We start from the raw sequence: 14,368 nt of genomic DNA on the forward strand, positions 1-14,368 counted from the left end.
GGGAGGGGTCACCCCAGTCGGGCGTGGACTGCCCGGAGGTCGTCGAGGGACCAGCCGCCGAGGTCGCCGTCGAGATGTTCGGCCGGGGGCGCGAACTCGGCGATCGCCTCGGCGGGCGGCGCGGCCTGCGGCATGGGCGCCCACAGGACGCGGCAGGCGGCGGCGATTGCGGAGCGCACGCCGGTGACGGAATCCTCCAGGGCCAGGCAGTCGTCCGGGTCGACGCCGGCGATTTCGGCGCCGCGCAGGTACGGGTCAGGGGCGGGCTTGCCGGCGGGCACCTCGTCGCCGCAGACGGTGGCGGTGAAGGCGTCGCGTCCCATCGCGTCGATGCAGTAGTCGGCCACGCGGCGGCGGGTGTTGGTCACCAGCACCACGGGCACGTCGGCGTCGTGGGCCTGCTCGATGATGGATCGCACTCCCGGGCGCCATTCGATGCCGCGCTCGGCGATGAGCTGCGCCACCCGCGACTCCATGAACTCCGACTCGCGGACGATGAGCTCCTCGGTCGGCACGACGCCGGCGTGGTTCGCGCAGATGGTGATGGTGTCCGGCAGCGTGTTGCCGATGCACTTCGCCCGCAGCTCCGGCGTCAGGCGCTTGCCCAGCCGTTCGGAGACGTCGTACGTGGCCACCTCCCAGAGGGGCTCCGTATCGATGAGGCTGCCGTCCATGTCCCAGAGAATCGCTCGCACCCCCGCCACGGTAGCCGGGGTGGGCGGATGGTGCCGGGTGGCGGTGCGCCCGTTCGGTTGCCGGCTCGGCTGCGGGACATGCTTTGCGACGATTCGCCCCCCGAAAGTGTGTCGCGCATCACGTTAGCCACGATTAACTGTTAGCGTCTCGGCATGGAGAATCGCAGCGCCACCTCGGACGCCAACGTCGGCGTCGTCAAGCAGGACACCCATGCCACCCGCCCGTCGAAGGCCAATGCCCTCGGCGACCCCACCAAAGCCGACCGCATCAAGCAGATGGGCCTCGATCCCGCCACCGAAATCGACGCCTACTTCGAGCACCTCGGCCAGGCCGACCCCGAGGAAATGGGGCTGCCCGCCGGCGAGGTCATCGAGCGTTACCGCCCGACCCTGCACACGTGGGGCCCGTGGGGCGCGTTCCAGCACGGCGCTCCCCCGGCGGCGATCCTCACGCACGCGTTGCAGCACTGCCCCGGGCTTCCCGACGGCATGCGCACCACCCGCGTCGCCGTCGACCTGCTCGGCGCCGTGCCGTACACCGAGATGCGCACCCGCGCGCGGATCACGCGGCCGGGCAGGCAGATCCTCAAGGTCGAGGCCGAGCTGCTCGCCGAGGACCGCAACGGCAAGTGGCGCGCCGTGGCTTCCGCGTCGGCGTGGCGCATGGCCGTGCTGGAGACGACCGAGGTGGAGAAGTCCTTCGCCCGCCCCATCCCCGGGCCCGAGGAAGCCGGCGATGGCGGCCCCCTCTACGAGGACTGGGACTGCGGCTACATCGACTCCATCGACATCCTCAACATGCCCGACCCCGACGAGCCGGAGAGTCACCACCGCATCCACTGGGTGCGCACCGACAAGCCCATCGTCGCCGGCATCGAGACCGACGGCGTGGAGTACCTGATGAGCATGGTCGACGTGGCCAACGGCGTCGGCGCCTCGCTGGACCCGCGCAAGTGGATGTTCATGAACACCGACCTGGTCGTCCACCTGCACCGCGAACCGGAGGGCGAGTGGATCGGCATCTCCGCCAAGGCCTCCATCGGGCCCGACGGCATCGGCATGACCGCGGCGTATCTGTACGACCGGCGCGGGCCGGTGGGCCGGTCCATGCAGACGCTGCTGGTTCGGCCGCAGGCGACGTAGGCGAAGTGGCGGCGGACGAGGAAGCGGCGGTGCGGCGGGATGCGGGAGCGGCGCGTCGGCAAGCAACCAACGCGCCACCCGGTGACGGCCACGAACCGGCGGTAGCCTGAGCGCATGGGCCTCTCCGATTTCGTCCGCAAAGCCGAACGCACCATCAACAAGGTGGGGCGCGAGCGGAAAACCGCCAAAGGGTGGCGGCCGGCCATCACCGGCTTCTCGGGGTACGGCTCCGTCGACCGGGTGCACGTGCTGGGGCGCGTGCTCATGCAGGACCCCGACGACGCCGCCGACACCGCCGCCGACGCCCCTGGCACGCTCCAGGAGGAAGCGCAGCGCGGGTGGCGGCAGTTCATCACGACGCAGGTCGGCGACCACCCCGTGACTGTCCGCGTCGGCGACCGCGTCGTCGAATCGCGCACCAACGACAACGGCTACATCGACGTCCTCGTCGCCGACCACGGCCTGCTGCCCGGCTGGAACGAGGTCACCATCGAGGCGGAGGGCGCCGACGCCGTGCAGGCGCGCGTCCTCATCGTCGGCCCGTCCACCCGCATCGGCCTGGTGTCCGACATCGACGACACCGTCATGGTCACCTGGCTCCCCCGCGCCATGCTCGCCGCCTGGAACTCGTGGGTGCGCCACACCAACACCCGCAAGCCCGTGCCCGGCATGGCCGAGTTCTACCGTGAACTCCTGCGCAACCACCCCGGCGCCCCCGTCGTGTACCTGTCCACCGGCGCCTGGAACACCTTCGAAACGCTCGAGGCCTTCATGGCCACGCATTCGCTTCCCGACGGGCCGATGCTGCTCACCGACTGGGGCCCCACCCCCACCGGATTGTTCCGCTCCGGCCCGGAGCACAAGAAGGTCCAGCTGCGGAACCTCTTCATCGACTTCCCCGACATCACGTGGATCCTGGTCGGCGACGACGGCCAGCACGACCCACTGATTTACGGCGACGCGGTGTTCGAGCATCCCGACCGCATCGCCGGCGTCGCAATCCGCCAGCTCTCCCCCGGCGAGCACGTGCTGTCGCACGGCACCGCCACCGCCCGCGCGACCATCGACCCCGAGGGCCGCATGGGCGTGCCCGTCATCCTCGGCGCCGACGGTCACGAACTCCTGGAGAACTACCGCGAGAACCCGCTGCCCGTGCTCGAGGGTGAGGATGAGGGTGCGGGTGGTGCGGCTGGCGCGGCCGGCGGCGTGGCCGGCGAGGACACCAGCGCCAACGAAGGCTAAGTCGGACCGGGAGGCCATCGGCGTCGGCAAGCGAGAAGAGTTAGTGCATTTCGATACACCGCGGCGAGTAGCAGATCTGACCACCTGCACGTTTGCGGGTGCGAATTCGGGTCGGTGTATCCAGATGCACTAACGCCGCGTGTCCGCGCATCGCCTCGCTCGCCGACGTAGCCCTGCGGCGTTCATTGGCCCGCTTTCCGACGATGCAGCCTCAGCACACCGGCCGGTTCCAGCGGACGTAGCCCCGTCGCGTTGGAAAAGAACGCGAACGGGGCGGCGCAGAGAACGGGCACGAGGGGCGGGGTGGGGCGGCGGAGAGGATGCGCACGAGGGGCGGGCGCGAGGGCGGCGCAGAGGACGGGAACGAGAAGCGGGCGCACGCGCCGTCCCGCGGCTACTCCCCCGCGTCGTCGAAGTCGCTGAGCTCGCCGCGGACCATGGCCACGCGGGCGGCGTTGAGGATGGCGAGGATGTCGATGACCTCCTGCGCAATCGCACCCATCAGCGGCGTGAGCAGGCCGAACACTGCCAGAATCATGCCCAGGATGGACAGGCCCATGCCTCCGAGCACCGACTGCAGGGCGATGCGGCGCATGCGGGCGCCGATGTGCATCAGGTCGTCGAGACGCTCCAGGGAGGAATCCAGCACCACCGCGTCGGCGGCCTCGGCGGTGACGTCCGAGGTCGCGCCGAAGGCGATGCCCGCCGACGCGGCCGTCATCGCCGGCGCATCGTTGATGCCGTCGCCGAGGAACAACGTCGGTCCCTCCGCGGTCTTGCGGCGCACGATCTCCAGCTTGCCCTCGGGGCTGACGCCGCCGTGGACCTCCTCGATGCCGACCTTGTCCGCCAGGCGGCGGACCTCCTCCTCGCGGTCGCCGGAGATGATCATCATCTCCGTCACCCCGTGCTTCTTCGGCAGGTGCGCCACGAATTCGGACGCCGAGCCGCGCGGTTCGTCGCGGAAGGCGACGGTGGCGGCGTAGGCGTCGTCAAGCAACAGCACGGACTCCATGCCCACCTCGCGCGGCGGGAGCAGCGGCACCGAGTCGGGGTCAATCTCGGCGAGGCCCTTGCGGTTGGTGAGGCGCAGCTCGACGCCGTCGACGACGCCGACGAGGCCCTGGCCCGGGCGCTCCGACACCGAATCGACCGGCGGCAGCTCGAGGCCGCGGTCCTTCGCGGCCTCCACGATGGCGGTGGCCAGCGGGTGCTTCGAGTAGACCTCGACGGCGGCGGCCTTCGCCAGCAGCTCGTCGGCGTCGATGCCGGGCGCCGCGGAAATGTCCGTGACCACCGGCCGGCCGTAGGTCAGCGTGCCGGTCTTGTCGAACATGACGGTCTTGACGCGGCCGACGTCCTCCAGCATCGCCGGGTTCTTCACGATGATGCCGCGCTTCGCCGACAGGGAAATCGCGCCGATGATGGCCACCGGCACGCCGATGAGCAGCGGGCACGGGGTCGCGATGACCACGACCGCCAGGAAGCGCGACGGGTCACCGGAAATGAGCCAGCCGACGATGCCCAGCGCCACCGCGATGACCGTGTACCAGCCGCCGAGGCGGTCTGCCATGCGGCGCATCGGCGGGCGGTTGTCCTCGGCTTCGCGGAGCACGCCGACGATTTTGGCGTAGCGGGAGTCGACGGCGCGCTTGTCGGCGCGGACGGTCAGCGCCGATTCGCCGTTGACGGCACCGGAAATGACGGCGGAGCCCTTCCGCTTGGGCACCACGTACGGCTCGCCGGTGAGGTAGGACTCGTCCATCGCGCCGTGGCCGTCGACGACCTCGCCGTCGACCGGGCACAGTTCGTGCGGCAGCACCATCAGCAGGTCGCCGACGTTGACTTCGTCGGCGTGGATGTCGTCGACGCCGTCGGCGATGCTGTCCCCGCGCAGGCGGTGGGCCACCGACGGGCTGCGGCGGGCCAGGGCGTCGAGGGTCGCCGACGCGCGTTTCGACGCCGCCGCCTCGAGGGCCTCGCCGCCGGACAGCATCAGCACGATAATCGCCGCGACCAGCCATTCCCCCATGATCACGGCGGTGATGATGGAAATCGCCGCGAGCATGTCCGCGCCGCCGCGGGCCTTGATGGCGCCCTTGACCACGTCGATGGTCAGGGGGACGCCGCCGACGACGACGATGGCCACCAGCGGCCAGTCCGCCGCCCAACTGTCCAGCCCGAAGCCGAATTTGAGGATCAGGTGCAGCGCAATGGCCACCAGCGTGGCAATGGCCAGGACGCCATCGCGCGAGGATGCGAACCCGCGCAATGCCTGCGCTGCGGTAGGTGAGCCCGTGGGTTCGCCGACGGGCGCCTTCGTCGTGTCCAATGCCGTACCCATGATTCCATTGTGGCCCGGAAAAATTACGTTTACCAGCAAGTTTGCACTAGGTGCATTTATGTTGGTCTGGCTTACCTGGCTATTCGGGAGTGGTGTGGCTTTGCATTCATCGCCTTTCCGACGGTCGCCATTCCGGTCCCCATTGCGACGATTAATTCATGAGGAAAACGATTTTCACCGGAGTCGCCGCAACCGCCACCGCCCTGCTGCTGACCGCCTGCGGGGCCGGCGGCGGTGAATTCGAGGACATGGACGAGTGGCTCGCCGAGGTCGAGGAATCCGGCATCGTGTGCGAGCAGGTGCACCGCATCGGCGAGGGCGAGGAAACGGCCGAGATCCAGTCGGAGTTCGGCATCATCAGCTTCGCCGATTGTTTCCAGGAGGACGGCACCGCCTCGATGCGCATGTTCGATTCCGAGGAGTCGAACGTCGACCCCATCAACGCCCTGCGCGAGCAGCCGGAGTACGACGTGAACACGCCGGCGGTCCTCAAGGGCGACGCCTGGGCCGTGGACTGCACCTCCGTTGAGCTGTGCGAACAGTGGGCGGAGCACTTCGACGGCGAAGTTCTCGTCGCCCCGGACTTCTAGCCCCGCCCACTAACCCGGCCCGCTAACCCGGCCCGCTAATTCCGTCCGGGCGCACCTCCGTTCCTCCTCGGCCTGCTCCGCCGCCCGACCCGCTAATTCCGTCCGGGCGCATCTCCGCCGCCCCGGCCGCCGCCCCGGCCGTCGAGGCTCTCGAGTCCGGTCTGGAACGCCTCGAGATGGTTCCGCGCCCCGGACAGCAGGTACTCGTACGTCTCGACGAGCTCCGGGTCCTCCGTCCGCGCGATGATGTCCTCGAGGTCGGCGATGTCGCGTTCCTCCAGTTCAATGCCCACGACCAGGGCCTCGCGTTCCGAGGTCAATCCCCGGCCGAGCCACCCGTCGTAAAGCGCTTGAATCTCGTCGATGGTGTACACGCCCGGTTCGGGCACGACGGCGGCACGCATCATGCCGAGGCGGTCCATCTGCCCGGTCAGTGCGTCCATGTGCCGCTGCTCGGCCTCGGCGATTTGGGCGAATTGCCGTGTGCCCCACGCCTCGTCGAGCGCGGTGTACAGGTCGCGGGCCATCCGCTCCTCCTCGAAGGAGTAGCTGATGTCGTTGAGGGTCTGCTGGTCGACGTCGCCCGGCGCCGCCTCGCTTTCCGACGCCTCCTCCCCCGCATCCGCCCCGTTCCCCGGCTGCCCGTTGTTATTGGTGGTCGCGGTGTCCGTGGTGGTGGCCGTGGTGGCAGAGGTGCCGGTGGGGTCTTCTGCGTCCGTGGTGCCGTCGGCGGCGCAGGCACCGAGTGTCGCGGCGACGATGAGCGCGGCGGCCCCTGCGGAGAGCGTCCGGGCGGCCCGGTTGCGGTTCGGCCGCGATGACGTGGTCATGGTTGTCCCTTCCGGGCCCGGTGGCGGCGACGCCGTCCGGAAGCCGATGACCAGCGGGCCTCCTGGCACCGACAATACGCCTCGGGGTATCCGGTGGGTAAGCCTTCTCGGGGTATCCGGCGGGTAGGCCTTCACGGGCTTCCCAGCGGGTGGGCCTTCTCGGGCTATCCGGCGGGTGGGTCTTCTCGGGGTATCCGGCGGGAAGTGTCCGGCCGCCCCGGCCGTTGCCTTTCGGCCGGGCGAAGAATTCAACATTCATGTCGACGTTTTGCAACAGAAAAGCCCCGAACCAGCGTGGATTCGGGGCGTTTTCGTTGCGGATCGTTGACGCGAATGTTGAATTCGCGGGGGTGGTGCCGCGGCCCCCTCGTCGTTAAGCGAAAGCGGCGCACCGCGCGCATCAGGCGCCGGCGCGCCGTCCCACCGCTACACGTTGAAGTACTTCGCCTCCGGGTGGTACAGCACGAACGCGTCGGTCGACTGCTCCGGGTGCAGCTGCAGTTCCTCGGACAGTTCGACGCCGATGCGCTCCGGCTGCAGCAGCTCCACCAGGCCGCGGCGCGACTCCAGGTCGGGGCACGAGCCGTAGCCGAAGGAGTAGCGGGCGCCGCGGTATTTCAGGTCGAAGAAGTCGCGGGTGTCGTCGGAGTCGTCGCTGCCGGCGGTGGTGCCGTCGGAGAAAGCCAGCTCCGAGCGGATGCGCTGGTGCCAGAACTCGGCCAGCGCCTCGGTGAGCTGCACGCCGATGCCGTGGACCTCGAGGTAATCGCGGTACTCGTTGGCGGCGTAGATCTCGTTGGCGAAGTCCGCGATCGGCTGGCCCATGGTGACCAGCTGGAACGGCATGACGTCGACCTGGCCGGCCTCGATCGCCCGCTCGCGGGAGCGGATGAAGTCCGGGATGGCCAGGAAGCGGCCGCGCTTCTGGCGCGGGAACTCGAAGGTCACCACCGGTTCGGCGGCCGGGTCCGGCTGCTCGCCGTCGGCCGGAAGGGGCAGGATGTGCACCTTCTCCCCCTCCGACACCGCCGGGAAGTAGCCGTAGACCACGGCGGCGTGCTGCAGGATGTGCTTGGCGCGCAGGCGCTGCAGCCACGCGCGCAGGCGCGGGCGGCCCTCGGTTTCCACGAGCTCCTCGTACGACGGGCCCTCCTCGCCCCGGGTGCCGCGCAGGCCCCACTGGCCCATGAACAACGCCCGTTCGTCCAGGGTGGTCAGGTAGTCGTCGAGCTGCACGCCCTTGATGATCCGCGTGCCCCAGAACGGAGGCGTCGCCACCGGCACGTCCTCGGCGACGTCCGAACGCTCCGGCAGCTCGACCGCCTCTTCCGCGGCCTTGGCGGCGCGCTCCGCGGCGATGCGCTTGGACCGCTCGTGGCGCTCCTTGCGCTTGGCCTTGGCCTCGGCGGCGGCGATGGCCTCCGGGGAATCCGGGGCCGGGCCGGTGCCGCGCTTGGCGGCCATGATCTCGTCCATCAGACGCAGGCCCTCGAACGCGTCGCGGGCGTAGTGGACGTCGCCCTGGTAAACCTCGTCGAGGTCGTTTTCGACGTACGTGCGGGTCAGCGCCGCGCCGCCGAGCAGGACCGGGAACCTCTCGGCCACGCCGGAGGAGTTGAGCTCCTCCAGGTTGTCCTTCATCACCACGGTCGACTTCACCAGCAGGCCGGACATGCCGATGACGTCGGCATCCGACTCCTGGGCGGCGGACAGGAAGTTCGCGATCGGCTGCTTAATGCCGATGTTGACCACGTTGTAGCCGTTGTTGGACAGGATGATCTCGACCAGGTTCTTGCCGATGTCGTGGACGTCGCCCTTGACCGTGCCGATGACCATCGTGCCCTTCGACCCGGTGGAATCCTCCGCGTCCATGAAGCCCTCGAGATAGGCCACGGCCGTCTTCATCGTCTCCGCCGACTGCAGCACGAACGGCAGCTGCATCTGGCCGGAACCGAACAGCTCGCCGACGGTCTGCATGCCGCGCAGCAGATCCTCGTTGACGATCGCCAGCGGGTCCTTCTCCTTCATGCCCGCGTCGAGGTCGGTCTCGATGCCGGTGCGCTCACCGTCGATGATGCGCTGCGCCAGACGATCGAACAGCGGCAGCGCGGCCAGTTTCTCGGCGCGGGCGTCCTTGGCGTCGGCGGCGGACACGCCGTCGAAAAGCTCCATGAAGGTCTGCAGCGGGTCGTAGGCCCCGTCCGGGTGGTCGTCGCCGCGGCGGCGGTCGTAGACCATGTCCAGGGCGACTTCGCGCTGGCGCTCGTCGATGCGGTTCATGGGCAGGATCTTCGAACTGTGCGCGATCGCCGAATCCAGGCCGGCCTCGATGCACTCGTTGAGGAACACCGAGTTGAGCACCTGGCGGGCGGCGGGGTTCAGGCCGAAGGAGATGTTCGACAGGCCCAGGGTCGTGTGGACCTCCGGGTGGCGCTTCTTCAGCTCGCGGATGGCCTCGATGGTCTCGATGCCGTCGCGGCGGGTCTCCTCCTGGCCGGTGGAGATGGGGAACGTCAGGCAGTCGACGATGATGTCCTGCTCGCGCAGGCCCCACGTGCCGGTGATGTCGGCGATGAGCCGCTCGGCGATCTCGACCTTCTTCTCGCGGGTGCGGGCCTGGCCGTCCTCGTCGATGGCCAGCGCGACGACGGTGGCGCCGTGCTCGACGGCCAGCTCCATGATGCGGTGGTAGCGCGAGCCCGGGCCGTCGCCGTCCTCGAAGTTCACCGAGTTCAGGGCGCTGCGGCCGCCGAGGTGCTCCAGGCCGACGCGCAGGACGTCGGGCTCGGTGGAGTCGAGCATGACCGGCAGCGTCACCGACGTGGCGATCTGGGCGGCCAGCGTGGCCATGTCCTCGCGGCCGTCGCGGCCGACGTAGTCGACGCACAGGTCGATCATGTGGGAGCCGTCGGTGACCTGGCCGCGGGCGATGTTCAGGCACTTCTCCCAGTCGGCGGCGAGCATGGCCTCGCGGAACGCCTTCGAGCCGTTGGCGTTGGTGCGCTCGCCGATCATGGTGATGCCGATGTCCTGCGTCAGCGGCATGGTCGAGTACAGCGAGGCGACGTCGTCGGTGCGGTCGGGGTCGCGCTCGGCGCGGGTCGCGGGGCCGCGGTCGGCCCAGTCGCCTTCGCCGATGACGGCGTCGCGCACGGCGGAAATGTGCTCCGGCGTGGTGCCGCAGCAGCCGCCGACCATGGACAGGCCGTAATCCTCGACGAAGCCGCGCAGCGCGGTGGCCAGGTCGGGAGCCGTCAGCGGGTAGGTCGCGCCGTTCTTGCCCAGCACGGGCAGGCCGGCGTTGGGCATGACGGAGACGGGGATGCGCGCGTTCTTGGACAGGTAGCGCAGGTGCTCGCTCATCTCGTCCGGGCCGGTGGCGCAGTTCAGGCCGATCATGTCGATGCCCAGCGGCTCCAGCGCGGTCAGCGCCGCGCCGATCTCGGAGCCCATCAGCATGGTGCCGGTGGTCTCCACGGTGACGTGGACGATGATCGGGATGCGCTTGCCCAGCTGCCGCATGGCCTCCTTGACGCCGTTGACAGCGGCGCGGACCTGCAGCAGGTCCTGCGCGGTTTCGATGAGGAAGCAGTCGGCGCCGCCGTCGAGCATGCCCAGGCCGCACTCGACGTAGGCGTCGCGCAGCGTGGCGTAGGGGGCGTGGCCGAGGCTCGGCAGCTTCGTGCCGGGGCCGATGGAGCCGGCGACGAAACGCGGCATGCCGTCGCGGCCGGGGCCCATCTCGTCGGCGACGCGGCGGGCGATGGCCGTGCCCTTCTCCGCGAGCTCGCGGATGCGGTCCTCGATGTCGTAGTCCGCCAGGTTCGGCAGGTTGCAGCCGAAGGTGTTGGTCTCGACCAGATCGGCGCCGGCCTCGAAGTAGCGGCGGTGGATCGTCTCGAGGATGTCCGGTCGGGTGTCGTTGAGGATCTCGTTGCAGCCCTCGAGGCCCAGGAAATCCTTCTCCACGTCGAGATCGAACGATTGCAGCTGGGTGCCCATGGCGCCGTCGCCGATGAGCACGCGCTCGCGCAGAGCGGTGAGGAACGGGGAATCCACGTGATCGACCATGGGTAGACACCTTAGTCTGTTGTGCCCGTCAACCAGGTGTCGGGTCGGACCCATGCTTGACGACGGCCAATCTCCCCGCGGTCCGTCGTCAAGCAGATTCGTGCCGTGGGACTAGAAGTCGCGCTCCGGGAGGTCGTCGTGCCCCTCGTCCAGGCCCGCGGCGCGGGCGGCGCGGATGAGCAGCGGCACCAGCGTCTCGCGCTCCTCGGGTTCGAGCACGGCGTCGTCGTGGTTGGCGTTGACGGCGTTGAGGTCGGCGGTGACGCGGTCGACGACGGCCATCAGCGCCTCCTGCGACGCCGGCTCGCGCTGGGCGGACAGGGCGTCGAGGGCGTCGAAGTAGCGCTCGACGACGTCGCGCACCTCCGCCACCGCGGCGACGTCGAAGGGCTCGAACCAATTCTCGCGGTCCTCCTCCGAGAGGTAGGAACCGGTGGCGTAGGACTCCAGGTCGCCGGCGAACTCGTCGAGTTCCGGCTGGAACGTGTCGCGGATCATGCGCCAATCATGCCCGCGCGCAAGCCGTTTCGCCGGGCGGGCGCCGGCGCGGGTGGGGTGCGGGGGCAGATGCTCAGAGTTTGACGCCCAGCAGGGCGTCGAGGGCGACGGCCATGTCGGCGCCCGGGCCGGTGAAGCCGGATGCGGCATCGGAGCCAACGGACTCGCGGCCGCCGAGGACGGCGTCCGCCCACTCGTCGACGGCGGCCAGCGCGCGCGGGGTGTCCAGGTCGTCGGACAGGGCCTCGCGGACGGCGGTGATGGTCGCCGTGACGTCGCTGGAAGCCGCGGCCGCGGCCCGGCGCCACCGGTCCAGGCGCTCATTGGCGGCGGCGAGGATCTCGTCGGACCAGTCGCGGTCCGAGCGGTAGTGCCCCGCGAAGACGCCCAGGCGGATCGCCGACGGATCGGTGCCGGCGGCGACGAGCTTGGACACGAAGACCAGGTTGCCCAGGGACTTGGACATCTTCACGCCGTCCAGCGCGATCATCCCGGAGTGGACGTAGTGCTTCGCCATGCGCGGGTGCCCCGTGGCGGCCTCGGCGTGGGCGGCGGAGAACTCGTGGTGCGGGAACGCCAGATCGCTGCCGCCGCCCTGGATGTCGAAGCCGACGCCCAGGCGGTTGACGGCGATGGCCGAGCACTCGATGTGCCAGCCAGGGCGGCCGCGGCCGAAGGGGGCGTCCCACGCCGGCTCGCCGTCGCGCTCGGCGCGCCACAGCAGCGCGTCGAGGGGATCGCGCTTGCCGGGGCGGTCGGGGTCTCCCCCGCGCTCGGCGAACAGCTCCGCCATGGTCGCCTCGTCGTAGTTCGACTCGTAGCCGAAGTCCGCGGTGGCGTTGCGGTCGAAGTAGACGTCCGCGTATTCGTCGTCGAGCTGGTACGCGGCACCCGACTCCAGCAGGCGGCCGACCATCTCCACGACCTCGCCGACGCTCTCGATCGCGCCGATGTAGTCGCGCGGCGGGATCACCGACAGGTTCTTCATGTCGTCGCGGAACAGGTCGATCTGCGACTGGCCGAGCTCGCGCCAGTCCACGCCGTCGCGCTCGGCGCGCTCGAACAGCGGGTCGTCGACGTCGGTGATGTTCTGGACGTAGTGGACCTCGTGGCCATTGTCGAGCAGCACGCGGTAGGCCAGATCGAAGGTCAGGTAGGTGGCCGCGTGGCCCAGGTGCGTCGCGTCGTACGGGGTGATGCCGCAGACGTACATCGTTGCGGTCTTGCGCGGCCGCACCGGCCTGATCGCCTCATCGGCGGTGTCGTGCAGGCGGAGCGGGACGGGATCGCCCGCGACGGAAGGGACGGTCGGGATGGGCCACGAATGCATGCCGGAAACCTTACATCGGCTGCATGACGCCGATTCCCAGCAGGACCATCACCAGGATGCCCACCGGGATGCGGTACGCCGCGAACCAGGCGAAGGAGTGGTTGGCCACGAACTTCAGCAGCCAGGCGATCGCGGCGTAGCCGACGACGAAAGCGACCAGCGTGCCCACCAGCAGCTGGGCACCGGACGCGGCCTGCCCGGCGGCCGGGTCGAAGGCGTCGGGAAGCGAGAACAGGCCCGACGCCAGGACCGCCGGGATGGCCAGCAGGAAGCTGAAGCGCGTGGCGACCTCGCGGTCGAGGTTCAGGAACAGGCCGGCCGAGATCGTGCCGCCGGAGCGGGACACGCCGGGGATAAGCGCCAGGCACTGCGCGAAGCCCATGACGATCGCGTCGCGCATGGTCAGCTCGTCGAAGCTGCGGTCGCGCCGCGAGAACTTCTCCGCCGCGATGAACACGAAGGAGAACAGGACCAGCACGGTTGCGGTGATCCACAGGTTGCGCAGGCCCTCGCGGATGATGTCCTTGCCGAAGAACCCGATGATCGCGATGGGCAGCGTGCCCACGATGACCATCCAGCCCATGCGGTAGTCGAAGTCGCGGGCGTCCTTGTTGAACAGCCCCCGGAACCACGCGGTGAGGATCCGCCAGATGTCCTTGGCGAAGAACACCAGCACCGCGGCTTCCGTGCCCAGCTGGATGACGGCGGTGAACGACGCGCCGGCGTCGGCGCCCCAGAACAGTTCCGACACGATGCGCAGGTGGCCGGAGGAGCTGACCGGCAGGAATTCGGTGAGGCCCTGGACGATGGACAGGACGATGGTCTGCAGCCACGTCATGTCGGTGGCCCCGGCCGACTCGGCGGCCGCGAAGATGGCGGGGGTAGAAGTCACGGCGGACAGGCTACTCCCCCTGCGCGTGAATCGGGGTACCGCCGCGTGACGACGGTCCGCGTCTCCCCCGGCTCGGTGTGCCGGGTCGGGCATGCCGGGCACGTAGAGTGGGGCGGGTGCGACGACGACTACTTGGAGCCAGCGGGCTGAGGGTGTCCGCCCTCGGGCTGGGCACCGCGACGTGGGGTGCGGGAACCGACCGCGATGAGGCGGCGAAGATTCTGGTGGATTTCGTCGACGCGGGCGGGACCCTGGTCGACGCGACCCCGGTGACCGGTTCGGGCTCCCCCGAGGACATGCTCGGGTCGGTGCTGCGGCGCAAGGGGATGCGCGGCGACGTCGTGTTGTCGGCCGCCTCCGGCGTCGACCCCGGGCAGCCGGTGGGCCGCCGGGTGGATTGTTCGCGCCGGGCGCTCATCGCCGACCTCGACGCGTTGCTGGATCGCCTGCACGTCGATCACGTGGACATCTGGTCGGCCGGGTACTGGGACGCCTCGACGCCGCCGGAGGAGGTCGCGGACACCCTCGAGTTCGCCGTGCGTTCCGGGCGGGTCCGGTACGCGGGCGTGCGCGGCTACACGGGCTGGCAGCTGGCGGTGACGCACTCGGCCGCCGGGCGCCTCCGGCCCGTCGTCGCCCAGCACGAGCTGAGCCTTCTGCAGCGCGGCCCGGAACAGGAACTGCTGCCGGCCGCCGCGCACCTTGGCGTGGGCTTCATCGCCGGGGCCGCGTT

At 69.7% G+C, this 14,368-nt stretch carries 11 protein-coding genes; 4 read left to right on the forward strand and 7 right to left on the reverse strand.

What is annotated here, in order from left to right; all coding sequences use genetic code 11:
- Positions 1-8 precede the first annotated feature (8 nt).
- Positions 9-695, reverse strand: a complete 687-nt coding sequence (locus CX1_RS10530; protein WP_113570079.1) for an HAD family hydrolase — start codon at positions 693-695, stop codon at positions 9-11.
- 153 nt (positions 696-848) lie between these two features.
- Here CX1_RS10530 and CX1_RS10535 point away from each other — a divergent pair, with 153 nt between their 5' ends.
- Both CX1_RS10535 and CX1_RS10540 read left to right on the forward strand, forming a co-directional pair.
- Positions 849-1,838: a thioesterase family protein gene (locus CX1_RS10535; RefSeq protein WP_244465576.1), complete on the forward strand. Its 990-nt coding sequence runs from the start codon at positions 849-851 to the stop codon at positions 1,836-1,838.
- A 114-nt stretch (positions 1,839-1,952) separates the two neighbouring features.
- Positions 1,953-3,080: an App1 family protein phosphatidate phosphatase gene (locus CX1_RS10540; RefSeq protein WP_060925643.1), complete on the forward strand. Its 1,128-nt coding sequence runs from the start codon at positions 1,953-1,955 to the stop codon at positions 3,078-3,080.
- Between the two features lie 394 nt (positions 3,081-3,474).
- Here the strand turns inward: CX1_RS10540 and CX1_RS10545 are convergent, their stop codons facing one another.
- The gene (locus CX1_RS10545) at positions 3,475-5,463 is read right to left on the reverse strand and encodes a heavy metal translocating P-type ATPase (RefSeq protein ID WP_082719308.1); all 1,989 of its coding nucleotides are present in this window, start codon (positions 5,461-5,463) and stop codon (positions 3,475-3,477) included.
- A gap of 119 nt (positions 5,464-5,582) precedes the next feature.
- Here CX1_RS10545 and CX1_RS10550 point away from each other — a divergent pair, with 119 nt between their 5' ends.
- On the forward strand, positions 5,583-6,014 hold the full coding sequence (locus tag CX1_RS10550) for a hypothetical protein (protein ID WP_046651503.1): 432 nt from the start codon (positions 5,583-5,585) through the stop codon (positions 6,012-6,014).
- Between the two features lie 92 nt (positions 6,015-6,106).
- On the opposite strand, the gene CX1_RS10555 is transcribed toward CX1_RS10550, so the two are convergent.
- The 5 genes from CX1_RS10555 to CX1_RS10575 all read right to left on the reverse strand — a co-directional run bounded on the left by CX1_RS10555 (position 6,107) and on the right by CX1_RS10575 (position 13,581).
- Positions 6,107-6,844, reverse strand: a complete 738-nt coding sequence (locus tag CX1_RS10555) for a DUF2202 domain-containing protein (RefSeq protein WP_052753365.1) — start codon at positions 6,842-6,844, stop codon at positions 6,107-6,109.
- Between the two features lie 426 nt (positions 6,845-7,270).
- On the reverse strand, positions 7,271-10,915 hold the full coding sequence (metH, locus tag CX1_RS10560; RefSeq protein WP_046651502.1) for a methionine synthase: 3,645 nt from the start codon (positions 10,913-10,915) through the stop codon (positions 7,271-7,273).
- Positions 10,916-11,026: 111 nt separating this feature from the next.
- Complete coding sequence (locus CX1_RS10565) at positions 11,027-11,413, reverse strand: hypothetical protein (RefSeq protein ID WP_046651501.1); 387 nt, start codon at positions 11,411-11,413, stop codon at positions 11,027-11,029.
- Positions 11,414-11,486: 73 nt separating this feature from the next.
- The gene (gene mshC / locus CX1_RS10570; protein ID WP_060925645.1) at positions 11,487-12,743 is read right to left on the reverse strand and encodes a cysteine--1-D-myo-inosityl 2-amino-2-deoxy-alpha-D-glucopyranoside ligase; all 1,257 of its coding nucleotides are present in this window, start codon (positions 12,741-12,743) and stop codon (positions 11,487-11,489) included.
- A 10-nt stretch (positions 12,744-12,753) separates the two neighbouring features.
- Complete coding sequence (locus CX1_RS10575; RefSeq protein ID WP_082719312.1) at positions 12,754-13,581, reverse strand: undecaprenyl-diphosphate phosphatase; 828 nt, start codon at positions 13,579-13,581, stop codon at positions 12,754-12,756.
- Positions 13,582-13,751: 170 nt separating this feature from the next.
- On the opposite strand from CX1_RS10575, the gene CX1_RS10580 reads away from it, so the two are divergent.
- On the forward strand, positions 13,752-14,368 hold a 617-nt coding region (locus tag CX1_RS10580), incomplete at its 3' end, for an aldo/keto reductase (protein ID WP_082719313.1).

It is taken from the genome of Corynebacterium xerosis NBRC 16721 = ATCC 373 (assembly GCF_001552415.1).
Taxonomy (GTDB): Bacteria; Actinomycetota; Actinomycetes; order Mycobacteriales; family Mycobacteriaceae; genus Corynebacterium; species Corynebacterium xerosis.